Genomic DNA, 23,720 nt, shown 5'->3' with positions numbered 1-23,720 from the left:
TTTAATAATAATTTAATGATTTTTTATGGTGAAAAAGATATGGATAAAAAAATATTAATTGGTGGGGTTGTAGCTTTAGTGGTTATTGTTGCTGCAGCATTCGCATTTATGGGAGGTTCTGCTGACAGCGATCCTACTCATTTAACTGTAGCTGCTCACAGTAACATTAAAGAACCTGAAGCAGGTTTTAATCCTCTCACGGGTTGGGGATGCGGACACCAAAACTATAATCCTTTAGTACAAAGCTGTTTATTTAAAACAGGCGAAAATGGAACTATGGAACCGGACCTTGCTACTGATTACTCAATCAGCAGTGACGGAAAAACATGGACAGTAAATATAAGAAATGATGTTAAATTTTCAGATAATTCCACTTTTGATGCAGAAGATGTAGCATTTACATTCAACACTGCAAAAGCAACAGAATCTGATTTAGATTTAACCAATCTTGAAAATGCAACTGCAGTTAATGCTACCACAGTAGAATTTAATTTAGTTGAACCAAGATCAACTTTTATTTATGATTTAAGATATTTGGGTATTGTTCCTTCTGATTCATACGATAACAATACCTACGGTGAAAACCCAATCGGTACTGGACCTTATGTTTTAGACCACTGGGATAAAGGCCAACAAGCAATATTCAAAATCAACGATAATTACTATGGTGAAAAACCATACTTTACTCAATTAACCTTATTGTTCCCTGAAGAATCTACATGGTTAGAATTAGCTAAATCAAACGAAATTGATGTAGTGCCTGTTGCTACTTCAGCATTGAACCAATCTGTTGACGGATATCAATTCATTGAAAAATCAGCAGGTAGGGCACAGGGTGTATCTTTACCTTATCTCCCTGACAATGGTGATTCTTACAATGGTACCTATAAAATAGGAAACAATGTAACTTCCGATAAAGCAATCAGAGAAGCATTAAACGTTGGTGTTGATCGTCAAAAAATGTGTGATGAAATTTTCTCCGGACACGCTACTCCTGAATATACAAGTGTAGATACCAGGGATTATGCAAATCCTGATGCTAAAGTCAATGACAGTAATGTTGATGAAGCTAAAAGGATATTGGCTGAAGGCGGATGGAACGATACTAATGGTGATGGAATAGTTGAAAAAGATGGTGTAAAAGCATCATTTGATTTATACTACCCGCCAGATTATCTTGACAGACAATCTTTATCCACAGTATTCGCTGAACAAGCAAAAGAAATTGGAATTGAAGTTAATTTAGTAGGTGCTGACTGGGATACTATTTACCAAAACATGTACTGCTCAGCTGCATTAATGCAACAAACTTCTCCAGACCCATATAAATCCATCTACCAACAATACCACAGTAAAGAGGCAGACGGATTCTATATGAACCCTAACTTATATAACAATACTGATTCCGATAACTTAATGGATGAAGCAATGCATTCCAGTGATTTAAGTACTGCAAACGATTTATGGTCTCAATCCGCTTTAGTTAATGGCGGAGGTTGGGGTCCTGCTGGTGACGCTCCATTTGTATGGTTAGTCAATTATGACTACAACTACTTCATCAAAGATGGAATCGATATTGGTAATCAACCTGACGGTTTAGGAAACGATGTATTAATTAACATCTGTGATTGGACAAGAACCAACTCTACAGCTTAATTAATCCTTTTTCCTTTTTTTATTTTTTTAAATACTTTAAGGGGGTTTATTATTGAATAAAAATCAAATTTTAAAATTCTTTGGTTATAAATTAATAAGATTTATAATTTTGATGATTGTTGTTGCAATTTTCAGTTTTATTTTATTAGATTTATCCCCTATTAATCCTGTAACTACTTATCTGAAAGGAGCTGCTGTTTCTGAAGGTCAGAGAGCTATTTTGGAAAGTTATTTCGGTGTAAATGTTCCTTTACCAACAAAAATTTATCACTGGTTATTGGATTTGGTTCAAGGTAACCTGGGTACATCCTTAATTTATCGTGCTCCTGTTATTGACATTATTTTCGAGAAATTTATGGCTTCAATTGTATTGATGGCAATATCATGGATATTAAGTGGTGTATTAGGTTTTGTTTTCGGAGTGGTTGCTGGTAAAAATAAAGGATCTTTGATAGATAAAGCAGTAAAAGTTTATTGTTATGCAATTCAATCTGCTCCCTCCTTTTGGGTTGGAATGCTTATTTTAATGGTATTTTCAGTCTATTTAGGTTGGTTCCCAATTGGTTTTGGAGTCCCTATCGGTGTTAGAAGTACTGATGCTACATTTATGGAATGGGCAACAAGGCTTGTGCTTCCTACTTTAACATTAAGTTTGGTCGGTCTTGCACCTATTGCAATGTATACTCGTAACGAGTTAATCCAAGTTTTATCCTCTGATTATGTTTTATTTGCTAAATCAAGAGGAGAAAAAGGTTGGGATTTAGTCAAAAATCATGGAATAAGAAATATCCTGCTTCCTGCAATAACTCTACAATTCTTATCATTCAGTGAGTTATTTGGCGGTGCTGTTTTAGTGGAACAGGTATTTTCATATCCTGGAATCGGACAGACGGCTGTTGCCGCAGGACTTCAAAGTGATGTGCCGCTGTTTTTAGGAATTGTAATTTTCAGTGCAATATTTGTGTTTGTAGGTAATTTGCTTGCGGATCTCTCCTATTACCTGATTGACCCAAGAATTAAGGAGAGTGAGTTCAGTGATTAAAAAGAAAACTGATGAAAAAAGGCAATGGTTTTTATATCCTGCAAATCTTAGGACTAAAACTCTTGTGATAATTATTATTTCAGCTTTAGTTATTATTTCTGTATTTGTTTCAGGATACTTTGTCAGGGATATTCCTACAAGTTTCATTAGTGCAAATCAGATGCCTTCCTTTGAACATCTTTTCGGTACAGACTGGATGGGAAGAGACATGTTTCAAAGAACTATTGCAGGTCTCGGGTTAAGTTTGATGGTAGGATTCATTGCATCGGTGGTCAGTACAATTATTTCTATAATTTTAGGTTTATTTTCAAGTTTCAACAGACTTGCAGATGAAATTGTTGCTGGAATAATTGATTTATTCGGTTCCATTCCACATATTCTTTTAATTATTCTTGTTTCCATCATGTTCGGTGGTGGAGTGTTTGGTGTTGTAATGGGTGTTGGTTTAACTCATTGGACTCCTTTGGCAAGAGTTCTCAGGTCTGAAGTAAAAGAGATTAAAACTAAAGAATATGTCCATCTGGCTGAAAATCTTGGAAGATCTAAAATATGGGTTGCTACCAAACATATTTTGCCATTGGTGGTATCTCAGATTATTGTTGGTGTAATTTTAATGTTCCCTCATGCTATTATGCACGAAGCGGCTATTACATTTTTAGGATTCGGATTACCTCCTCATGAACCTGCAATTGGAGTTATCTTATCAGAGTCCATGCATTATCTGTCATCCGGATACTGGTGGCTAGCATTTTATCCTGGTATGTCATTACTGATTGTTGTATTATTATTTGACCTTATTGGGGAAAATGTGGAAAAATTACTTAATCCTGAAACTGCTCAAGAATAAGGGAAATTAATTTTATTTTCCTTATTATTTTTTTTTATTTTTCATGTGATATTATGAATGTTGTTATTAGAGAAATTAGTGATGATATAAATGAAATAGAGGACGTTAAGGAATTCTTATATGGCCAAATTATGATTGAATATGGTATAGGTCCCACTCCAAAATTTCACTATGATATCGACGGTATGAAGGAATATTACATTTCACCTGACTGCAATTGCATGTTTGTTGCTTGGGATGGTGATAAGATTGTAGCTACAGCAGGAATCAGGGCATATGATAAGGATTATGACTTATTCAAGGGTGTTTATTCAAAAGATGATACTGCAAGTATTTGGAGACTTATGGTTGATGGAAACTACAGGCGACATGGTATTGCCCGCCGGCTTGTCAATGTAATGGAAGACTTTGCAAAAAATGCAGGTTATTCAAAAATTTACTTGCATACTCACAGGTATCTTGATGCAGCACTGCCTTTCTGGAAATCATTGGGTTATAAAATAACCATTGAAGAAGATGACTATGATGAAACCACTCACATGGTTAAGGAATTAATTTAGATTTGGAAGTATTATTTTATTGAAAAGTAATACTTTTTTAAATTTTTTTATTATTTATTATTTTTCACTATTCTTGTTTGTTTTGCTTTATTGTCTTATTTAATTGAATTAACATGTTTTAAATTAATTAAAAAATGTTGTAATTTTGTTTTTTTCTATTTTAAGTGATTTGATTTGAAATAGTGAGTATTACAAATTCGTAAAAAATTATCATTATTATTTTATAGGGCTATTGCAGACCATATTTTTAGTTATATGTAATTTAACTGTTTAAAATAACTTATTTTTAAATTTAAAGCCGGTATATGTAGATAGTTCTTTAATAACATTTATATGATTATTACTATTAATTATAAATTAGTTACTTATACACATGAGTAATCAAGATAATTAAAATTAAAGCAATTTAACTACTCTATCTCAATTAAATTTTAATTATCTTCTTATGATTATAACATAAATATAAATCAAGTCATATGTCCATGTAAATAGCTAGCCATTAGCTATTTACCCTCCTCTTTTTTTAGCTATTTTCCCAAACTTTATGTTCTATTGTGTTAAATATTTAATTGATGAAAAGAACAGCATTAAAAATCGGATATATCGGTACTAATTTTCATGGCTTTCAAAGACAGCCCAACTTAAGAACGGTTGAAGAGGAGTTAATATATCACCTGCGCAAGCTGGATTATATTGACGATTTAAAAAAGTCCAGATTCAGAATAGCAGGAAGAACTGATGCTGGAGTTCACAGTTTGGGTAATGTAATTAGTTTTCAGTCTGAAAAAGAGGTCAGGGTAAATGAAATAAACAATTCTCTGCCTGATGATATTCAGATTCTTGCAAGCGCTCCTGTAAGATATGCATTCAAACCGAGATATGCACAGATGAGACAATACAGGTACCTGCTGTTTCAGGATCTTGATGTTGACAAACTCAATGAGGTTGCTGAAATTTTTAAAGGAACCCACAACTTCACCAATTTCACAAAACGCTTTCAGAAAACCACCACAAGGACTATTGATGATATAAAAATTAGCAAGGTCAGTTTGGATGATTATCACAAAAAGGAATTCCCTAATCTGCATGATACACTTTCCCCTATTTTTGTTGATATTTATGGGGAGTCATTTTTATGGAACATGGTAAGAAAGATGATGAGGGTTTTTGTTGATGTGGCAACAGATAAGATGGATATTGGCCAGGTTGAAAAGCTGTTAAACCCCGGTGAAGACGAACCAAGAGCATATATTAAAGTTATGGAGCCGGAATACCTGATTTTGATGGACATTCAGTATGATGGGATAAAGTTCCGCTATGATGATTATGCATGTGAAAGATTCAGGCGTGATTTGGTTGATTGTCTAACTGATTTTCAAAAGAAGTACGCCATTCGTGAATCAATCATTAAAAGTTTGAATGACTTACATTAATATATAAGTTTTTACCATAACTATATTTGAGGCAAATTATGACCAGAGTATATCAAGTTTTTGATAAATTATCCATTATTGCTATAATCATTGGTTTAGTTTTAGGATTTTACCTTGCCATAAATCATAACAGTTCAAATTTATGGTTTGATGCAATTCCGTTCATTATACTTATTGCAATAATTATTACTGCGCCCACAATATTTGATGCGCTTCTATTTAAAGAAAAGCATAACAATAAATTTCCAACAAGGGGGCTTATTGAAGCGTTTTTACTTAATATAGCTATCCTTGCGGTTTGTACTGCTTTTGGTATTGCTATAGGCTCATTTTATGTGGCCCATTATATGGTTAATTAACTATTTTTTTCTAAAAATTTTTAAATCATTTTATTTAATATATTTATTGAGGGATTAATATGAAAATTGCAACTATTTTAGGAACCCGACCGGAAATTATTAAGATGGCTCCGATTATTGCTGAAATCAATAAAAGAGGCATTAGTCAAATTGTTCTTCACACCGGTCAGCATTATGATAAGGAAATGTCAGATACTTTTTTTAAAGATTTGGAAATTCCAACTCCTGATTACAACATCCATGTAGGTTCAGGCAGCCATGCAAAACAGACTGGACTCATGATGAAAGGAATTGAAGAGATTCTGCTTGAAGAAAAACCGGATATTGTTCTTGTTCAAGGAGATACAAATGCGGTGCTTGCAGGAGCACTTGTATGTGCGAAACTGCATATTGCAGTTGGCCACGTTGAAGCGGGCCTTAGGTCATATGATGTGACAATGCCTGAAGAGATTAACAGGATGGCCGCAGATGTATGTTCCCTGATGTATTTTATTCCAACATATGACTCAGCAATCAACCTATTGTCTGAAGGAATATCCAGGAAAAACATGTTCGTTACCGGAAATACTGTAGTTGACGCATGTTTCAGACATCTTGAAATTGCTGAGAAAAGAGGCTTTGAAGAGGAATCCCTTCGTGATTTGGATATTGAAAATATGGACAACATCCTAACATTAACAATGCACAGGGCTGAAAATGTGGATGTCAAAGAAAGGGTAACAAGCATCATTGAAGCTTTAAAGGATTTAAGCGAAATGAACATTATTTTCCCTATTCATCCGAGAACCAAAAATACACTTAAAAATTTCGGCCTTTTCGATGAATTGAATAATCTCGATCATGTCCATATCGTAAAACCTATAGGATACCTGGATTTTTTACTTTTAACTTCAAAATCAACATTAATATTAACAGATTCAGGAGGCCTTCAGGAAGAGGCTATTACACTTAATGTACCTGCATTGACATTGAGATACAATACCGAAAGGCCTGAAACCGTAACTGCAGGCGGAAACATTTTGGTAGGTTCCGATAAAAAAGCAATTTTAGAAAATGCCAGTAAAATATTAACTGATGAAGGATTCGCCCAAAGGATGAAAGATGCACAAAACCCGTACGGTCAGGGCAATGCAGCTCAAAAGACTGTTGATGCAATAGAAAAATATTATGATGAAGGCAAACTAAATATTCAGGCTCCAGAAGATATCATGAACATTTTCACACGAAAAATGGCAGCTATTGATGAAGATATTACTGTCAGTGAATTTGAGCAAAAGGAAAACGCATTGATTCACATGGTCTTTGACGGGCAGAATATGGTATTTCCGCATGATGACTTAAACATAAATGGAATGATGATTACTTATGACAAACGACTATGATTCAATTTTGGTATTCGAATATTTCACCGCTTCAGGCGTAAGCGATAAAAGCATAATATCTGAAGCGGAAGAATTGATTTTCGCACTTTTAAATGATTTGAAAGACTTCCCGGTCAATCTGGTTATTAACAAATCTTATGAAAATGATGTAAGCAAGTTCGACAACGTCAGTCCGATTTTAATCGATGAAAACATTATAGACTGGCTTGGCAAAAACGCTTCACAGTTCAAAAAAGCCATTTTCATATCTGCTGAAGACAATAACAATCTCTACAACATTACAAAAATTTTAGAGGACAACGGCGTTAAAACTTACACATCCTCAGCAGATGCCTGTTTAAAAACATCCGATAAATTCGTGACTTATGAAGAGCTTTTCAATATAGTTCCACAGCCAAGGTCATTCAAATTCAAAATAGATCCTAAAGGATACTGGAAACGGGCCATTGAAAATCTCCATGAAAAATGGCAGGCTGAAGACCCGCTGACTCCTTTGAAACTGATTATCAAACCGTTGGTTGGAGTTGACTGTGAAAATATAGTTCTGATTGAAAATATTGAAGATTTGACTTTGGATTTGGATAAGATATTTGTTCCTGGTTCCAGGGTACTTGTGCAGGAATATATTGAAGGGGAAGACGTCAGCGTTAGTCTGATTTCAGACGGCAGTAAAGCCATTCCAATAAGCTTAAACAAGCAATATATTGAACTGAATGATGATGACGCAGTATATCTTGGTGGAAAATTACCATATGAAAGCAAATTCAAAGAGGAACTATTTGACATATCCAAAAAGGCAGTTGAAGCTATTGACGGTATTAAAGGCTTTGTGGGTGTTGATTTAATAATCAATGCCGATGAAAAAGATGTCTATTCAGTTTATCTTTTGGAAATCAATTCCAGATTCACAACTCCTTTTGTAGGATTGCGTAAGGTTTCAAATTTTAATATATGTAAAACTATAGTTGATTTAATCGATGAAAAAATTGACATTGATGATTTGGATGTTTCCCTGGATGGGGAAGTGGAATTTATAAAGTCTGGAAATGACTTGGAAATTAGGAGAATTTAATAATGAAAATTGCAGGTTTTGACATTGGTGGTGCAAACACCGATTTGGCGGTAATTGATTTTGAAAACGGTGAAATTAAAAATATAGAAGTTGATTTTGCATATCTTCCAATGTGGAGTAACAATGATGATTTGTCACGTGTTCTGGTTGAGCTTATAGAAAACATATGTCCTGTTGAAGAAATTGATGCTGTGGGCATTTCCATGACTGCTGAGCTTGTAGATGCATATGGCACTAAAAAGGATGGAGTTCTGGACGTTGTCGCAAAATGTGAAGAGATATTTTCATGTCCGACCGCCTATGTGGGCATTGACGGAATGATGTCTAATGATGAAATCCAGGAGTCCCCTCTTAAAGCGGCCGCTGCAAACTGGATTGCAACCGCTCAGATTGCAACTTTAATATCAGATAACTGTATTTTCATCGATACTGGAAGCACAACAACTGACATCATACCTATCAAAGACGGCAGGGAATGTGCTATAGGTAAATCCGACTTTGACAGGTCAGCTACTGGTGAATTGGTATATACAGGAACATTAAGAACCAATCTTGCAAGTTTCCTGGATAAGGTTGAATTAAATGGAAAAACTTATAGGGTAGCCAGTGAATTGTTTGCTCAAACAGCTGATATTTACACAGTTTTGGATTTAATCACTGAAGAGGATTACGTATGCGATACATTTGACGGTGAAGGTAAATCCAAAGTTGATTGTGCCAAAAGAATTGCAAGAGTAGTATGTGCCGATTTGGAAATGTTGAGCATGGATGAAATTGTTGAAATGTCCGAGTTCATTCATCAAAAGCAAATAGAACAAATTGCTGATGGTTTAAAACAAGTTGTCAACACCCAGAATCTTGATTTAATTGTTACAACAGGTCTTGGAAAAGATATTTTGGATAGGCCTGCCGCAGAACTTCTGGGCTTAAAAGTAAAATCAATGGGGGACATTCTAACTGATGAAGAATGTGTTGTAGCTCCTGCTGTCGGGACTGCTGTGATGATGGAAAAATATCTGAATTAATACCATACATCTTTTAGTCCAAGCAGATAAGCTCCACCATTGGCTATTAAATGTATAACTAATGTTAAAACAATAGCTATTACAACAAAGAAAACGTTAAGTTCAACAACGAATGAAACTAAAATTAATGCCACAATTAAGAAATCTAGCTGATCAAGAATTGGTGCAGGTTTTCCTCTGCCAATTCCAAGTCTTCTTTTTAAAAAACTGCCTAATGCATCACCTAAAAGAGCACCGAAACCGAGCAGGAATCCGATTAATATTCCACTGTTCACGTCAGTAATTATCGGTGTGATGAGGTAGGGTCCGATTTCCTGTAGGATTATTGGAGCTAAATATCCTTGAACAGCTCCTGTAATGATTCCGATTATTGTCCCAGCAATCAAACCTCTCCAGGTAACTCCGTCACCAATCCAACGAGCACCGTTTTTATCACATTTTCCAAAATCTAAAGGGGTTCCCCCTCCAAATGCCAGAGCGCCTCCGTTGGAGAAGTATGCAGGAAGAATAAAATATAATGTTGTCAAACATCCCAGTAAAAAAATATTTATGTCCATTGTCATTTAGTTAACTCCAAGATATTATATATAACTATATTTTTACTAGTATATATTAATTAACTTTAAATATTATATTAAATTAAATATATATAATTATGAAAGTAATACTAATAATGATTTGTTATTGGTAAAGGTGATTTGTTTGAAAATTAAAGATACAAAAAGTTTATGCCCAGAATGTGGCAAACCTCTAAAAGCAGAAGTATATGATGAAGACGGCAAAGTTCTCATCAAGAAAACCTGTGATGAACATGGGGAATTTGTAAACACTTACTGGAGTGATGATGAATTATACAATCGTGTAGATGATTATACTCCATCAATCACATCTGTTGAAAATCCATGTGTTCCTGATGAAGGAGCTTGCCCTAGCAATTGCGGTTTATGTTCAAAACACGAAACTTCTACTGTTTTAGGTTTAATAGATGTAACCAATAGATGTAATTTAAGATGTCCGGTTTGTTTTGCTAATGCAGCTGCTGCAGGCTATAAATACGAGCCTTCTCAGGATGAAATCAGACAGATGCTTAGGAATTTAAGGAACTTAAAACCTCATCCATGCCCAGCAATTCAATATGCCGGCGGTGAGCCAACAGTAAGAAAAGACATTGTTGAACTTGTTAAAATGGCAAAAGAAGAAGGTTTCACTCACGTTCAAATAGCTACCAATGGTATAAGATTAGCTAAAAGAGAAAACTTGGCTAAAGAATTGAAAGAAGCAGGATTAAATACTGTTTATCTGGCTTTTGACGGTGTAACTCCAGAACCATACATTAACAATAGGGGTAGGGATTTACTTCCTGACAAACTCCAAGCTATTGAAAACTGTAGAAAAGTGGGATTAGGTGTCGTGCTTGTTCCTACATTAGTTAAAGGAGTCAACGACCACCAAGTTGGAGAAATCATCAAATTCGCATTTGATCACAATGAAAACATTTACGGTGTTAATTTCCAACCTGTTTCATTCGCCGGAAGAACTCCTGCAGACCATGTGGAAGAGCAAAGAATTACCATTCCGGACTTTGTTAATATAATTGCGGAAGAAACTGATAATCAGGTTCCAACCAGCGCATTTTACCCACCGTCCTCTGTTGAACCAATTGCAGAATTCATTTCTTTACTTGACGGTGAAGATTCAGCTAAAGTTACTTTAAACTGCCACCAGCACTGTGGAATAGCTACTTATGTATTCAGAGACAAAACAGAAGGACCTGGTAAAGACAAATTAATTCCAATTACCGACTTTATTGATGTTGATGATTTATTTGATAAATTAAAAGAATATAACGAAAAACTCAAAGAGGGTAAATTCGGATCTCATAAAAGGGTTCTTGCAGGCCTTACCAAAAACCTTACCAAGATGGTTCACACCAGCAGGACTCCTAAAAATTTAGACATTGTTAAAATTTTACTCAATGTATTCGCTAAAAGGGATTATTCAGCTCTCGGAGACTTTTCTAAAGATGCTATGCTTATTTCCTGTATGCACTTCATGGACCCATTCAACTTTGACGAAGACAGGGTTAAAAAATGTGTTATTCATTATGCAACTCCTGATGGAAGAATCATTCCATTTTGTACAATGAATTCAATGTACCGTGAAAGTATCGAACAGAAATTTGCACAACCTTTAAAATAAATTATTATCAAATCAAATCACCTAGTTTTGTGTTTGGGACTAGCTCCCAACACTTCGTTTTTTTATTAATCAATTTTACAGTGATATTTATGGAACTTATTAAAGGAAAAACATGGACTTTTGGGAAAAATATCGATACCGATGTAATTATTCCCGGAAGATATTTAAGAACATTCAATCCACAGGATTTGGCAGACCATGTTCTTGAAGGTGAACGTCCGGATTTTACAAAAAACGTCAAACAGGGAGACATTATTGTTGCAGATGAAAATTTCGGATGCGGTTCATCAAGAGAACAGGCTCCTGTAGCTATCAAAACAGCAGGAGTTGAGGCAATTGTTGCCAAATCATTTGCAAGGATTTTTTATAGAAATGCAATTAACATAGGATTGCCGGTCATTGTTTCTGATATTGATGCTGAAGATGGGGATATCATATCCATTGATTTATCCAAAGGAACTTTAGTAAATGAAACTAATGGACAATCAACTACTTTCGAACCGTTTAAAGATTTTATGTTGAATATTTTAGAAGATGGCGGATTAGTCAATCATCATTTAAAAGAAAAAGAATAATTATTATTGTTTAAGAGGGATTAAAATGGACTGTCCAATTTGCGGTAGTGATGAAATAGAAATTTTAAACTCGAAACAGAAATCATCAAAGAAAAAGCTAATGGAAGAATATTTATTGAAATGTGAAGATTGCGGTCATGTTTTTAAGGACATCATTTCCTTAAAAAAACCAAGGCCTTACAGATTAATTATTTCCGAGCAGGATAAATCTCATAAAACTACAATTGACCTCTCACCAAGTGATGAGCTGAAAACAGGTGATGTTTTACTTTCAGAATTGGGTCAGGTTGAAGTAACCAGTATTGAAATTAAAGACAAGAGAGTAAACAAGGCAAAACTTGAAGATGTTGATACCATTTGGGCTTCTTCAATTGAAATTCCGGCACGTATCGGATTTTCTGTAGATTTGCATGGTGAAGTTGACTCCTATAAAGTGGATTTGGAAAGGGATTTTGAAATAGCTCCTGGAGATATTGTAAAAATTGATAAACATATAGTTAAAGTTCATGTCATTAAAACTCAGGACAGGAAACTCACTTCTGGATTTGCCAGAGCTAATGTAATCAAGAGGGTGTATTCCAAACCTGTCAAATTTAATAATTACGACTATGATTTAACTAAAGATATTTTCAAAAAACATAAAAGGAAAAAACATGAAGGTATTTATTGAAACTTACGGATGCACTTTCAATCAGGCGGATTCCCAGATTATTGCAGGTGTGTTGGAGGAAAACCAAATCGATATTGTCGACAGTATCGATGAAGCGGATGTAATCATTGTAAACACTTGTTACGTTAAGTTGCCTACTGAAAATAAGGTTGTCTATAAAATCCAGCAGCTGCAAAAACAATTTCCAGATAAGAAAATCATTGTCGGGGGATGTATGGTTGAAATCGATCCTGAGAAGCTGGAAAAAATCGGGCCTAACTGTTCATGGATTGGCCCTCATCAATTGAATAAGGCTGCAGATGTGGTAAATGCCACTTACTGTGGCGAAATTATTAGGGAAAGCGGATTTTCAAAGGAAAGCAAAGTCGGTGTTCCTAAATCTGTTGATGACGGTTTGATTCATATAATTCAAATTTGTGAAGGTTGTCTGGGCGCATGCACTTTTTGCTGTACTCGTTTTGCAAGAGGTCCATTAAACAGTTATCCTATTTCTGATATTGTCCAGGAAGCGAAGGCAGCTATTGAAAAGGGGGCATGTGAAATTCAACTTACCGCACAGGACACTGCCGCTTTTGGTAGAGATAGTGGTGAAAAACTATCTGATTTAATTAAAGAAGTGGCTAATTTGGAAGGAGATTTCAAAGTTCGTGTTGGAATGATGCACCCTAAAAATATTTTAAATGATGTTGATGAAATTATCGATGCAATTAAACATCCGAATGTATATGATTTTATACATTTACCGATACAATCAGGCAGTGATAAAGTTCTCTCAGATATGAGAAGGGGTCATACTATAGCTCAGTATTTGGACATCATCTCCAAATTCAAAAAGGAGATTCCCGATATCACATTGGCTGTTGACATCATTGTAGGTTATCCGACAGAAACCGATGAAGATTTTGACTTGACTGTAGAATTGCTTGAAAATATAAAACCTAGCCTGATACATTTGTCAAAGTATCAGCACAGGAAAGGTGCAATCTCATCATCTCTTGAAGAGATTCCTCGCCCGGTCATGAAGAAAAGATCAAAATTTTTATCTGAAATTAAATCTGAAATAACTGCTGAAGAAAATTTACAGTTAGTTGGAACAGTTCAAAATGTGCTGGTTGTTGAAAAAGGTTCTAAAGGCGGTTTTATTGCAAAAACTGATAACTATATTCCAGTGATTGTTCATGATGTGGAATTAGGTTCTTTTGTTAAGGTTAAAATCACCGATGCAACTGCAACATACCTTAAAAGTGAATTGTTGATGGAATAATTTTTAATTTTATATTATATCTTTTTTTTATATTTTCACCTATTTTTTTGCTTTAATTTTTTTTAATATGTATATTATTATTTGAATTTGAAAAGCATATAAAAATAGTTGATGTACTATAATATGGACGATTATTAATCATTTTTACCGATACCTTTATATACTATTTTATACTATCTTTTAATTGGAGGTGTAATAATGAGTGAATTACCAATCGCACCAGTCGGTCGTATCTTAAAAAATGCTGGCGCACAAAGAATTAGTGACGATGCAAAAATTGCATTAGCTGAAGCATTAGAAGAAAAAGGTGACGAAATCGCACAAAAAGCTGTAAATTTCGCACGCCACGCTGGTAGAAAAACTGTAAAAGCTGAAGATATCAAATTAGCAATCAAATAGATTTACTAATTGTTTATTTTCAAAAAAGCTTTTAAGAATAAAATCTATTGGCCATTTCTTTGGTCAATTTTTTTTATTTTTATTTCCACTACTTGTTCTATATAATTTAGTAAAGTTTATATATTACTTGTTTTAAATATTATAATGTTGTATAGGACCGGTGGTCTAGGGGTATGATTCCTCTTTGACGTGGAGGAGATCACGAGTTCGAATCTCGTTCGGTCCATATGCCATGTTAGTTCAGATGGGAGAACGCTAGACTGAAGATCTAGATGTCGCTGGTTCAAGTCCGGCACATGGCATTCTTTCTTACTATTTTTAATTATTTTTTTTCATTACTCTTGCTAATTTTAGCGTAATTTTTTTTTAAAAAAAGAGTATTTAGATTAAATGGAGGGTCCATTCAATCTTTTTTTGTCAATGTGATTGGTTTTGGTGTTACTTGGGTGTTTTCTCTTAAGTCTTTATATCTTTTAACTATTTCATAACCCATGTCACTTCCGATTTTATCTGCTCCTGCAGTTAAAATCTGGTTAGCGAATTTGTATTCGTTAATGCCGCCGTAAATTTCAATTTTGATTTTTGGAGCATGTTTTAAAAAGATATTTATATCATTTACATTTTCATAGATGTGGTTTGGTGATACGAATCCTGTTGCAGTCTTTACAACCTGAGCACCACATTTTTCCGCTAATTTTGCGGCATTTGCTTTTTCATAATCTTCCAGTGCTTTGGTTTCAATAATCACTTTTAATATTTTATCTCCAACAACTTCTTTTATGGCTTTAATTTCATTTTCAAGTAATTCGTATTTTTCATCTTTTAAATAGCTTAAATTTAAAACTACTTCAAGTTCATCGACTCCTTTGTCAATTAAGGTTTTGGCATTTGCAATTTTACTTTCACTGTCTTCAAAACCTAATGGGAATCCGATTACGCTGCCTACTTTAATATTTGTATCTTTTAAAATTTCTTTTGCTAATGGCACGTATGTTGGAGAGATAACTACGGAATTGAAATTTAATTCCTTTGCTTTTTCAAGAAATTCAGTCATTTCCTTTTCAGTTATCATGTTGTTTAAATTAGTATAGTTAATGTAACTAGCTAATTCCTTTGAATTTTTTATATTATATATTACCATATTACCACTCTCTTAATTAGTTAGTATTTATACGAATAAGTATTTAAATATTATCATGCTATTTTTTTAATCATGTACGGTCCAACTTTTTCATATCCGAATTTACGATAATAGTTTCTTGAACCGATTCCACTTATTATAGCCATTTCCTCGTATCCTTTATCTATGGATAAATTTTCAGCTTCTTTAAGGAGTTTTTCGCCAAATCCTGTGTGCTGGCCAATAGTCGGGTTTTTATCTCCTATTTTTATCATGTTTCCATAAACATGCAATTCCCTAACAAGAGATGTCTTGTCTGTAATTTCCTGGCGGAAATGATCTTTTGAAGGAAAACGCAATCTTAAAAATCCAGCAATACTTTCCTCATTGACGTCTTCAAATGAAATGAAATTTTCTTCACCGTTGCATGCATTGTATTTCTCGTTGAAAAGCTCAAAATCGTTTAATTCATATTCCCTTGAAGTTTTCTTATGACCTATTTCACGGCATCTGATACATTTGCAGTTGACATGCTTTTCTTCCAGTTTATTGTAGACGAGTTCCCCCAAATTGGATTTTTTAACGCCCGCTTCAATCAGTGTTGAAGGGATATCTCTTTGAATTCTCATGGTTCTAACCCATTTCGGAAGAATTTCCTTAACTTTAGCTATTAATTCCACAGCTTCCTCATCACTGTACGGTTCGTATTCTCCGTTAATCCACATGTCATATAATTCGCTGCCTTTTGTTACAAGGCATGGGTAAATTTTAAGCATGTCAGGTTTGAAGTTATCATCGCTAAACAGCTTTTTAAACATTTTCAAGTCCTGTTTTTCATCGGCGAATAATCCCGGCATCATATGCATGGCCACCTTTATGGCGGAATCTCTTAAGAGCTGATTGGATTCAATAACGTCAGCTATTGTATGTCCCCTTTTAATTTTCCTGTACAGTTCATCGGACAATGTTTGAACTCCCAGTTCAACTCGTGTTACTCCAAAGTCCAGCATTCTATTGATGTGGTCTTTTTTACAGTAATCCGGTCTTGTTTCAAATGTCATTCCAACACATCTTACCTTGGAATTTTCATTTGCCTTTTGAACATCGCTTATCAGGACATAATCATTTGGAGGATATGCTTTCAGCACTCCATTTTCAAAGCCTCTTATTTCATCATGATCAAGATTATACTCAAAATTAGTTGGTTTATTTTCAATTATTAATCCGAAATCAGTCATTGCCTTCAGGCATTGTGAAACGAACCATTCCTGATAACATAAATCTCTTGAAGGGAATGTTCCGCCCATTATTATTAGCTCCACCTTATCGATAGGATGTCCGATTTGCTTTAACTGTTTCAGTCTGTTGAAGCATTGGACATATGGATGAAATTCATACATTCTGCCTCTAAGTGCCGCAGGCTCCTCTCCGGTATAGCTTGGAGGAGCGATATCGCTTTCAGGACAGTATAGGCATCTTCCATGAGGGCATTTATGCGGATGGCACATCACGGCAACAATTGCAACTCCGGACATTGTCCTTGTAGGTTTTTTCTTTAAAATTCCTGAAACAAGTTCTTTTTCTTCGGGTTTTGCATATCTTAGAATATCTGCATTGCTCATGAACTTTGAAAGTTTTAAATCACGACAAAGCTGTCTTTTTTCAACTTCAAGTTCCCGTCGAGTAGATATTTTTCCATCTAAAATGTCATTTATAATTATCCGACATGCATTTTCCATTTTTTCACTACCTGATTTAATAGTTAATTTTATATATAGGTTTTATTTAAATACTTAATGATTTATATTTATAAATATAGATAACTTTTTTAGAAGGTGAAAAAATGAAAGTAAAAGAATTATTAGGTTGTACTGTATTAGATAAAAACGCATATGAAGTAGGAAAAGTTGATGACGTTGATTTCGACCCAGAATCTGGTGCAATCACCGGTCTTACTTTAACTTTACAAAAAAATCTCTTCTCTAAAGATGAAATTGGCATTTTATTCGAAGACGTTGCTACTATCGGTGCATACGTTATCTTAAACAAAGAAATCCCTAAAGAAGTAGAAGAAGAAACAGTTGAAGCTACTATTGAAGTTGAAGACGACGAAGAATAATTAAAAGGTAATATTCATGGCTTTTGATGCAAGAGAAAAAGAGATTACTCTTGATTCACATGTAAGATATGTCGATACAGGCACAATCGGTAAGGTTTTAGATATTAAAACCAATAATGGTGTTGATTGGGTCAAAATCGATAAGACAAATCTGTGGTATCGCTCAAATCTAGTCGAATTGCTTGATGAAAAGGATTTAAAGAAAAGAACTTATGATGATGGCGATGATGAATTGGATATTGAGGCATTAAAAGAAAAAGCAGCAAGGTTAGAAAACATGGAAATGGATTCTAGTGTTGCTGAAGGAGGAGGTTAATTTCACCTCCGTTTTTTTATTTTTAGTTTTGTATAATTTGAAACACTAGTTTTCTACAAATAATCTTATTTTTTCAGCAAGTTTAGGCCCTATTCCTTCGATTTGCTGCAGCTCTTTTTCAGAAACTCCACTTAAATCATTGCCGAAAATTTTGACAATGTTTCTGGCTCTTTTTCTACCTAACCTTTTAACACCTACAACCAATGGGATAATGTCATTTTTAACACCATAATACAGTCTTGCAGACAATATGTCAAAGTCCCTGAGGTTGGAATAGTTTCCCAACACTTCGGAAGTATTTTTGGCAAATCTCACGAGTCTGGATGCTTCATAAGCTGAACGCCTTGTTGAAGCGGAATAGACATTATACTTGTTTTCAATTTCATATTCGTTTCTCTCATTGACCCATTCAATAAGTGAAACGGTTGTAGCTTCAGGATTACCAATATCCACTGCAAATAATCCGACTTCTGACAACTTGTCCCTGACAGGATCTTTTGATTTCCTTCCTTTAAATGATATTAAAGGCAAATCAGGAGTTTCAGACAGTGCATATATAAATTCTTCAGTATTCATTTCGTTCATTGTTGAAATGTACTCTTTGATTTTCACTGCTGTTTCAACGGAGTAATTGGATTTAGCTATTAGATTACCGAAATCAGTAGTCTTAAGACCTTCAGGTGTTGCTCTGATTATTCCATTGTGGAGTAGGAATTCCAGTGCACTTTCAAGTTCAAATCTTAAGCTGTCCTCTGCAAACAATGCCATTGACGGGTTGTTGCTCATTTGGTATCCGTAGAGTGTTTTTCCAAAAAAGTCAGTTAAATCTTCTAAATCTTTTGAAAGTGTGGATGCAATCTGCGCTATGATCTGTCTATAAATTGCGTCTTTATTGTCGATTAATTTGGAATTGGTAAGCTCGATTTCACCCTCAACATAATATTCCTGCAGGTTTTGAGCTTCATCCATGGTTTTGGCAACGAGATATGAATATCCTACATCATCATATTGTGGTCTTCCGGCTCTTCCTGACATCTGTTCATAATCAAAAACAGGAATCGGTTGAGGACCATTGCTTGTCCAGCGTGTATGGTCTCTGATTACAACAGTTTTTGACGGTAAATTTACACCGTACATTAAGCTTGGTGTTGCGGTAATCATCAGGATATTTCCTTTTCTGAATTCATCTTCAATGATTTCTTTCTGTTCATTGAATAATCCTGCATGGTGGAATGCAACCCCTTTTTCAGCCGCTTCGGCCAGTTTAACACAGGTTGTTGTTGGAAGTGACCCCTTCTTTTTAGGAACTTCTAGAAGCTTCTCAGCAACTTCCTTGAATCTTTTTCTTTGTTCCACATTGATTTTTTTATTGATTTTGCCTGAAACGTAAGTCGCCAGACTTTCGGTAAATCTTCTTGTGGATACAAATGCCAATGCTTGTGATTTGTCTTTTATTGCCTTTTCGATTACTTTTACAATAACATCATTTTTATTTTTGGTATTGAACATTTCAGCGTCTAGCACTTCCTTATTCAATGGCACAGGTCTGTAGTCATGTTCTACGCAGGTTCCTTCAAGCCATCCTTCAATTTCCTCTATATTTCTTAAGGTTGCAGAAAGGGCAATTATTCTCATTGACGGGTTTATGATTTTTGCACGTGTTATTGCCGCTTCAAGTGTTGGTCCACGTGTAAACTCGCCGATCATATGAAACTCATCTATGATTAAGGTATCTACATCGCGCAAATTGTCCCATGAAAAACGTGTTAGTGCATCAAATGATTCAAAAACCATCACTGATAAATCTGCACTGGAAGGATGTTTGCCCACTTTGATTCCGTGTTCTTCAAATGCTTTAAATTCTTTTACTTTCTCGTTCTGTATTGAAAGAAGAGGCGCTGCATAAACTGCTTTTCCTCCATTTAGAATTGTTTTTAAAGCAGGTAAAACTCCCAATACTGTTTTTCCACTGGCAGTAGGTATACAAATAATATAATTTGATGAATCATCCAGATATCCGGATTCAATTACTGCTTTTTGCGCAGGATTGAAATCTTTAATGTAGGGATATGCGCTGTTAATTATTGTTTTAATTTCTGTTGGTAAAGACTCCATTTTAATCATTTAAATTTTATTTTTTTATATATAATAAATATTTGCAGAGAGCATTTGGTTAGTAATATTGTGGGTAAACATTATATATTAGTTAAAATAAAATCACTTACAAAAATAAGGAGATTTTATAATGGCAATTAAAGTAGAAGTATTTTCAACTAACTCATGTCCTCATTGTCCTGCAGCAATTGATGCTGCTCAAGTAGCAAAAGATAAATTAGGCGATTCTATTGATGTTGAAGTATTAAAAATTGATGAAAGCAACGAAAATAGGGAAAAAGCAATCAATTATCAAATCATGGCTGTACCTACAATTGTAATTGACGGTGAAGTTACTTTTGTCGGAGCACCAAGTGATGATGAGCTCATTTCTGCATTAGAATCTAAATTATAGGTTCTCTCTTTTTTTATTCTTTTTTAGTTAAAATGACTAATGATAATTATACTGGGGTAACAACAGGAACCATTGCTACGGCTTGTTCTCTTGCGGCACTTGATGTCCTTTTGGATTCTGAAGACATTGTATGTGTTAAGGTCGAAACTCCTAAAAAAACTTTGGATATTATTATTGATGACTGCAAGAAATTATCTAATTTTAAAGCACAGGCCAGCGCTCATAAAAATCCTTATAATGATCCTGACGTTACTGTTAACCTTGAGATAATTGCAACTGTTGAACTGATTGAGAAATCTGTTGAAGAGTCCAATATAATTATCACAGGCGGTGAAGGTGTTGGAAAAATCACAAAGCCAGGTCTTCAGATTCCTGTTGGAGATTATGCTATCAATCCTGTGCCAAGACGTATGATTGTTAAAAATTTACAGGATAAAGTTCCTGAAGGCAAGGTGGCTAAAGTCACAATTTCTATTCCCGAAGGCAAAGAAATTGCCAGAAAGACAATGAACCCTAAATTAGGCATTGTCGGAGGAATATCCGTTCTTGGAACAACAGGAATTGCAAGGTCCATGTCCAGTGATGCATATAAAAATTCAATGGTTACACAAATCGATGTTGCTCTTGCATCCGGAATTGATGACCTGATTTTTGTTCCGGGCAATATAGGCGAAAAATTAGCCTTAAAAAAGCTCAACGTTTCAAAAGAGAATATAATTCAAACCGGAAATTTTGTAGGGTTCATGTTTGAAGAAGCTGAAAAAAGAGGAATATGCAATTTCACTTACTTTGGACATATGGGTAAACTAATCAAGGTCGCCGGAGGAATATTCGATACAAAACACGCTGTTGCTGACGGAAGGCGTGAAATAATGGTTACTCATGCCGCCCTTTGCGGAGCGGATAAACAAACACTGCAAAGGTTATATGATTCAAAAACAACAGATGACATGATGGATATTCTGAATGAAACCAATATCTCTTTTGAGGTTTCAAACAGTATTGCCTCTGCAATTCATGAAAGATGCCTGCAGCGTTTTGATTTAGATTTAAATGTCATTTTAGTGGACATGGAAGGAAATTATTTAAACAATAACTTTAAAAGATAATATTATAATTAGTGGAGTTAATTTTTTATGAAAATAGCTATGGTTGGTCAGTTTCCGCCTCATGTTGGTGGGGTTGGTGTTCATATACATACATTATCTAAAGAACTTGTCAAGCAGGGTCATGAAGTTTATGTAATTACTTATCCTCATAAGGATATTCAGGACATCGATGGTATTCATGTAATTGGAACTAAAGGTCTTAATATTCCGGGCGTCAGAGGTTTGATGTTTAAAAAGAACGCTAAAAAAGCATTGGAAAATCTTCTGGATAAAGAGGAGATTGATATTATCCATGGCCATTATCTGTTTCCTGCAGGAGCCGCAGCTGTTGAAGTTGGAAATGCCCGTGGCATAAAGACATACGTTACTGCACACGGCTCTGACATGTTTGAAGTTTATAAAAAACAGCCGTTAATGCGTTCCACAATTAAAAATGTTCTAAAAAGGGCAGATTGTGTTCTTGCTGTAAGTAATGCCTTAAGGCATGAAATAATAGCTACCGGGGTAAATGGAATATCTCAAAAAACTAGACTGTCCTGGAATTCTGTTGATGTAAATAAATTTTCATTGGATGAAAACACTTCTTTTAAGAAAGAATTAAACCTGACTGACAAACCAATCGTTTTATTTGTAGGAAACATCATTAAAAGGAAAAATGTGGAATCATTGATTGAAGCTAAAAAGATTGCAAACAGCGATTACTATCTGGTTATAGTGGGAAATGGACCATTATACAAAAAGCTTAAAAAGAAGGTTGATGAAGAAAATATCCGGGATGTAATCTTTACAGGCTCAAGGGATGATGTGGAAAATATCATTCCTAGTTGTGATGTTCTTGTTTTACCGTCCTTTTCAGAAAGTTTCGGTCTGGTATTGATTGAAGCATTGGCATGTGGAAAACCTGTAATTGGAAGTAATGTCGGAGGAATCACCGAAATAATAACTGAAGATGTGGGTTTGCTTGTAGATCCGAACAAGATATCATCCATTGCAGGTGCAATTGATAAGGTTATCAATGATGAGGAATTCAGACTGACTCTGGCATCAAATGCAAGGGACCGTTCAATGAAATTCTCAGAAGTGGACATTCCATACGATGAGGTTAAATAATGAAAAAAACAGTTAGATCTCCAGGTTCAGCAACAATCATAAACGCTATTGCAACAGGATTCGGTTCAGCTTTTGGAATAGGGTTGGATATAATATGTGATGCAAAATCCACCTCCGAGTCAATTACATGTTCCAATGATGTTGGTGCTGATGACAAATTAATGAAACTGTGTGTGGAAAAGGTTTTTAACCATTATGACATTAATGATAGTGATTTTGGAATTGATTTAAAAACAAAATCAAGTTTACCAATGGCTTCTGGTCTGTCCAGTAGCAGCGCATCATCAAATGCAATCGTCAAAGCAGTATCGTCCATTGTAAGCGAAGAGTTTAACCTAAAATCTTTAAATGATATGGAAATAATCAATATGGCTATTGACGCATCTCTGGATGCTGGTGTAACAATAACAGGATCTTTTGACGATGCAACAGCTTCATACTTTGGAGGCGTTGTCGTAACTGATAATAGAAAAAGGGAATTCATCTTAAAGGAAAAAATGGAGGAACATCCTATTCTGGTATATATGCCTAATTTTTATTCAAAATCAGGGGATTCCAATCCTGACAGAATGAAACTGCTCTCTTCTCTGGTTGAAACAGCATTTGAATTTGCAAAACAGAAAAATTACTTTAAAGCTTTAAATCTGAACGGCTTAATTTATTCAGCAACATTGGGATTCGATTCCAAAATAGCTGTTGATGCACTGGAAGCGGGTGCATTGGCTTCAGGTTTATCCGGAACAGGTTCATCTTTTGTAGCTATTGTCAGTGATGATTCAATTGATGAGGTTAAGGAAACCTGGAGTAAATATGAAGGCAGGGTTTTAGAGACCTGTGTTGATAACAGGGGTTGTCAGTTATTATAGTGGATTATTCCACAATTTTTAACCTGTGTTATTTTTTAGAAAAAAATCTGTAAATAAACATATACTTTATATACTAGGATTATAATAA

General features: G+C 34.8%; 24 protein-coding genes and 2 tRNA genes. 22 read left to right on the top strand and 4 right to left on the bottom strand.

The window, feature by feature from the left end; genetic code table 11:
• Positions 1-39 precede the first annotated feature (39 nt).
• The 9 genes from E7Z81_RS05210 to E7Z81_RS05170 all read left to right on the top strand — a co-directional run bounded on the left by E7Z81_RS05210 (position 40) and on the right by E7Z81_RS05170 (position 9,376).
• Positions 40-1,656 carry an ABC transporter substrate-binding protein gene (locus E7Z81_RS05210; protein ID WP_292745028.1) on the top strand — a complete coding sequence of 539 codons (1,617 nt, stop codon included), beginning with the start codon at positions 40-42 and terminating at the stop codon, positions 1,654-1,656.
• Positions 1,657-1,708: 52 nt separating this feature from the next.
• Entirely contained in the window at positions 1,709-2,698 is a 990-nt protein-coding gene (locus E7Z81_RS05205) for an ABC transporter permease (protein WP_292745026.1), read from the top strand.
• A complete protein-coding gene (locus E7Z81_RS05200) occupies positions 2,691-3,545 on the top strand; it encodes an ABC transporter permease (RefSeq protein ID WP_292745024.1) in 855 nt (284 codons plus the stop codon). The genes E7Z81_RS05205 and E7Z81_RS05200 overlap by 8 nt, the downstream gene beginning before the upstream one ends.
• A 53-nt stretch (positions 3,546-3,598) precedes the next feature.
• Positions 3,599-4,105 carry a GNAT family N-acetyltransferase gene (locus E7Z81_RS05195; protein ID WP_292745022.1) on the top strand — a complete coding sequence of 169 codons (507 nt, stop codon included), beginning with the start codon at positions 3,599-3,601 and terminating at the stop codon, positions 4,103-4,105.
• A gap of 572 nt (positions 4,106-4,677) precedes the next feature.
• On the top strand, positions 4,678-5,538 hold the full coding sequence (gene truA / locus E7Z81_RS05190; protein ID WP_292745019.1) for a tRNA pseudouridine(38-40) synthase TruA: 861 nt from the start codon (positions 4,678-4,680) through the stop codon (positions 5,536-5,538).
• 38 nt (positions 5,539-5,576) lie between these two features.
• Positions 5,577-5,897 (top strand): hypothetical protein, encoded by a 321-nt coding sequence (locus tag E7Z81_RS05185; protein WP_292745017.1) that lies wholly within the window; start codon positions 5,577-5,579, stop codon positions 5,895-5,897.
• A 59-nt stretch (positions 5,898-5,956) separates the two neighbouring features.
• Complete coding sequence (wecB, locus tag E7Z81_RS05180) at positions 5,957-7,279, top strand: non-hydrolyzing UDP-N-acetylglucosamine 2-epimerase (RefSeq protein ID WP_292745015.1); 1,323 nt, start codon at positions 5,957-5,959, stop codon at positions 7,277-7,279.
• A complete protein-coding gene (locus E7Z81_RS05175; protein ID WP_292745013.1) occupies positions 7,263-8,351 on the top strand; it encodes an ATP-grasp domain-containing protein in 1,089 nt (362 codons plus the stop codon). The genes wecB and E7Z81_RS05175 overlap by 17 nt, the downstream gene beginning before the upstream one ends.
• Positions 8,352-8,353: 2 nt before the next feature.
• The gene (locus E7Z81_RS05170; RefSeq protein ID WP_292745011.1) at positions 8,354-9,376 is read left to right on the top strand and encodes a hydantoinase/oxoprolinase family protein; all 1,023 of its coding nucleotides are present in this window, start codon (positions 8,354-8,356) and stop codon (positions 9,374-9,376) included.
• Here E7Z81_RS05170 and E7Z81_RS05165 read toward each other — a convergent pair.
• Positions 9,373-9,939: a CDP-2,3-bis-(O-geranylgeranyl)-sn-glycerol synthase gene (locus E7Z81_RS05165; protein ID WP_292745008.1), complete on the bottom strand. Its 567-nt coding sequence runs from the start codon at positions 9,937-9,939 to the stop codon at positions 9,373-9,375. The two genes, E7Z81_RS05170 and E7Z81_RS05165, sit on opposite strands and share 4 nt — an antisense overlap.
• 139 nt (positions 9,940-10,078) lie before the next feature.
• Here E7Z81_RS05165 and tes point away from each other — a divergent pair, with 139 nt between their 5' ends.
• The 7 genes from tes (at position 10,079) to E7Z81_RS05130 (ending at position 14,785) form a co-directional block, all read left to right on the top strand.
• The gene (gene tes, locus E7Z81_RS05160) at positions 10,079-11,575 is read left to right on the top strand and encodes a tetraether lipid synthase Tes (RefSeq protein ID WP_292745006.1); all 1,497 of its coding nucleotides are present in this window, start codon (positions 10,079-10,081) and stop codon (positions 11,573-11,575) included.
• Positions 11,576-11,664: 89 nt separating this feature from the next.
• Complete coding sequence (gene hacB / locus E7Z81_RS05155; RefSeq protein ID WP_292745004.1) at positions 11,665-12,150, top strand: homoaconitase small subunit; 486 nt, start codon at positions 11,665-11,667, stop codon at positions 12,148-12,150.
• A gap of 25 nt (positions 12,151-12,175) precedes the next feature.
• A complete protein-coding gene (locus tag E7Z81_RS05150; protein WP_292745002.1) occupies positions 12,176-12,820 on the top strand; it encodes an HVO_0476 family zinc finger protein in 645 nt (214 codons plus the stop codon).
• Positions 12,804-14,084, top strand: a complete 1,281-nt coding sequence (locus E7Z81_RS05145) for a tRNA (N(6)-L-threonylcarbamoyladenosine(37)-C(2))-methylthiotransferase (RefSeq protein WP_292745000.1) — start codon at positions 12,804-12,806, stop codon at positions 14,082-14,084. Before E7Z81_RS05150 ends, E7Z81_RS05145 begins: the two co-directional genes overlap by 17 nt.
• 198 nt (positions 14,085-14,282) lie before the next feature.
• Positions 14,283-14,483, top strand: a complete 201-nt coding sequence (locus E7Z81_RS05140) for a histone family protein (RefSeq protein ID WP_042691314.1) — start codon at positions 14,283-14,285, stop codon at positions 14,481-14,483.
• 154 nt (positions 14,484-14,637) lie between these two features.
• Positions 14,638-14,709, top strand: a tRNA-Val gene (locus E7Z81_RS05135).
• A gap of 3 nt (positions 14,710-14,712) precedes the next feature.
• Positions 14,713-14,785 (top strand) — tRNA-Phe (locus E7Z81_RS05130).
• A gap of 101 nt (positions 14,786-14,886) precedes the next feature.
• On the opposite strand, the gene deoC is transcribed toward E7Z81_RS05130, so the two are convergent.
• Positions 14,887-15,624, bottom strand: coding sequence for a deoxyribose-phosphate aldolase (gene deoC / locus E7Z81_RS05125; RefSeq protein ID WP_292744998.1), 738 nt, complete (start codon positions 15,622-15,624; stop codon positions 14,887-14,889).
• Between the two features lie 53 nt (positions 15,625-15,677).
• On the bottom strand, positions 15,678-17,342 hold the full coding sequence (locus tag E7Z81_RS05120; RefSeq protein WP_292744996.1) for a tRNA uridine(34) 5-carboxymethylaminomethyl modification radical SAM/GNAT enzyme Elp3: 1,665 nt from the start codon (positions 17,340-17,342) through the stop codon (positions 15,678-15,680).
• A gap of 104 nt (positions 17,343-17,446) precedes the next feature.
• On the opposite strand from E7Z81_RS05120, the gene E7Z81_RS05115 reads away from it, so the two are divergent.
• Positions 17,447-17,722: a PRC-barrel domain-containing protein gene (locus E7Z81_RS05115; protein WP_292744994.1), complete on the top strand. Its 276-nt coding sequence runs from the start codon at positions 17,447-17,449 to the stop codon at positions 17,720-17,722.
• Positions 17,723-17,738: 16 nt separating this feature from the next.
• Positions 17,739-18,038: a DUF2098 domain-containing protein gene (locus tag E7Z81_RS05110; protein ID WP_292744992.1), complete on the top strand. Its 300-nt coding sequence runs from the start codon at positions 17,739-17,741 to the stop codon at positions 18,036-18,038.
• Positions 18,039-18,083: 45 nt separating this feature from the next.
• Here E7Z81_RS05110 and E7Z81_RS05105 read toward each other — a convergent pair whose 3' ends face one another.
• Positions 18,084-20,162 carry a DEAD/DEAH box helicase gene (locus tag E7Z81_RS05105; RefSeq protein WP_292744990.1) on the bottom strand — a complete coding sequence of 693 codons (2,079 nt, stop codon included), beginning with the start codon at positions 20,160-20,162 and terminating at the stop codon, positions 18,084-18,086.
• A 121-nt stretch (positions 20,163-20,283) separates the two neighbouring features.
• Here E7Z81_RS05105 and E7Z81_RS05100 point away from each other — a divergent pair, with 121 nt between their 5' ends.
• From E7Z81_RS05100 to E7Z81_RS05085, 4 genes are read left to right on the top strand one after another with little or no spacing between them, the layout of a single operon-like run.
• Entirely contained in the window at positions 20,284-20,547 is a 264-nt protein-coding gene (locus E7Z81_RS05100) for a thioredoxin family protein (RefSeq protein WP_292744988.1), read from the top strand.
• Positions 20,548-20,579: 32 nt separating this feature from the next.
• Entirely contained in the window at positions 20,580-21,656 is a 1,077-nt protein-coding gene (cbiD, locus tag E7Z81_RS05095; RefSeq protein WP_292744986.1) for a cobalt-precorrin-5B (C(1))-methyltransferase CbiD, read from the top strand.
• Between the two features lie 27 nt (positions 21,657-21,683).
• Positions 21,684-22,766, top strand: coding sequence for a glycosyltransferase family 4 protein (locus E7Z81_RS05090; protein ID WP_292744984.1), 1,083 nt, complete (start codon positions 21,684-21,686; stop codon positions 22,764-22,766).
• Complete coding sequence (locus E7Z81_RS05085) at positions 22,766-23,632, top strand: shikimate kinase (RefSeq protein WP_292744982.1); 867 nt, start codon at positions 22,766-22,768, stop codon at positions 23,630-23,632. The genes E7Z81_RS05090 and E7Z81_RS05085 overlap by 1 nt, the downstream gene beginning before the upstream one ends.
• Positions 23,633-23,720 lie beyond the last annotated feature (88 nt).

Source organism: Methanobrevibacter sp. (assembly GCF_015062935.1).
Classification (GTDB): Archaea; Methanobacteriota; Methanobacteria; order Methanobacteriales; family Methanobacteriaceae; genus Methanocatella.
This window is presented reverse-complemented; position numbering and strand designations above follow the sequence as displayed.

Coding starts and splice junctions, on each gene's coding strand:
- E7Z81_RS05165 (WP_292745008.1), bottom strand. CDS start 9,939: ATGACAATGGACATAAATATTTTTTTACTGGGATGTTTGACAACATTA.
- E7Z81_RS05175 (WP_292745013.1), top strand. CDS start 7,263: ATGACAAACGACTATGATTCAATTTTGGTATTCGAATATTTCACCGCT.
- E7Z81_RS05210 (WP_292745028.1), top strand. CDS start 40: ATGGATAAAAAAATATTAATTGGTGGGGTTGTAGCTTTAGTGGTTATT.
- hacB (WP_292745004.1), top strand. CDS start 11,665: ATGGAACTTATTAAAGGAAAAACATGGACTTTTGGGAAAAATATCGAT.
- E7Z81_RS05100 (WP_292744988.1), top strand. CDS start 20,284: ATGGCAATTAAAGTAGAAGTATTTTCAACTAACTCATGTCCTCATTGT.
- E7Z81_RS05140 (WP_042691314.1), top strand. CDS start 14,283: ATGAGTGAATTACCAATCGCACCAGTCGGTCGTATCTTAAAAAATGCT.
- cbiD (WP_292744986.1), top strand. CDS start 20,580: ATGACTAATGATAATTATACTGGGGTAACAACAGGAACCATTGCTACG.
- deoC (WP_292744998.1), bottom strand. CDS start 15,624: ATGGTAATATATAATATAAAAAATTCAAAGGAATTAGCTAGTTACATT.
- E7Z81_RS05185 (WP_292745017.1), top strand. CDS start 5,577: ATGACCAGAGTATATCAAGTTTTTGATAAATTATCCATTATTGCTATA.
- E7Z81_RS05105 (WP_292744990.1), bottom strand. CDS start 20,162: ATGATTAAAATGGAGTCTTTACCAACAGAAATTAAAACAATAATTAAC.
- E7Z81_RS05090 (WP_292744984.1), top strand. CDS start 21,684: ATGAAAATAGCTATGGTTGGTCAGTTTCCGCCTCATGTTGGTGGGGTT.
- truA (WP_292745019.1), top strand. CDS start 4,678: ATGAAAAGAACAGCATTAAAAATCGGATATATCGGTACTAATTTTCAT.
- E7Z81_RS05115 (WP_292744994.1), top strand. CDS start 17,447: ATGAAAGTAAAAGAATTATTAGGTTGTACTGTATTAGATAAAAACGCA.
- E7Z81_RS05170 (WP_292745011.1), top strand. CDS start 8,354: ATGAAAATTGCAGGTTTTGACATTGGTGGTGCAAACACCGATTTGGCG.
- E7Z81_RS05085 (WP_292744982.1), top strand. CDS start 22,766: ATGAAAAAAACAGTTAGATCTCCAGGTTCAGCAACAATCATAAACGCT.
- E7Z81_RS05120 (WP_292744996.1), bottom strand. CDS start 17,342: ATGGAAAATGCATGTCGGATAATTATAAATGACATTTTAGATGGAAAA.
- wecB (WP_292745015.1), top strand. CDS start 5,957: ATGAAAATTGCAACTATTTTAGGAACCCGACCGGAAATTATTAAGATG.
- E7Z81_RS05195 (WP_292745022.1), top strand. CDS start 3,599: ATGAATGTTGTTATTAGAGAAATTAGTGATGATATAAATGAAATAGAG.
- E7Z81_RS05145 (WP_292745000.1), top strand. CDS start 12,804: ATGAAGGTATTTATTGAAACTTACGGATGCACTTTCAATCAGGCGGAT.
- E7Z81_RS05110 (WP_292744992.1), top strand. CDS start 17,739: ATGGCTTTTGATGCAAGAGAAAAAGAGATTACTCTTGATTCACATGTA.
- E7Z81_RS05150 (WP_292745002.1), top strand. CDS start 12,176: ATGGACTGTCCAATTTGCGGTAGTGATGAAATAGAAATTTTAAACTCG.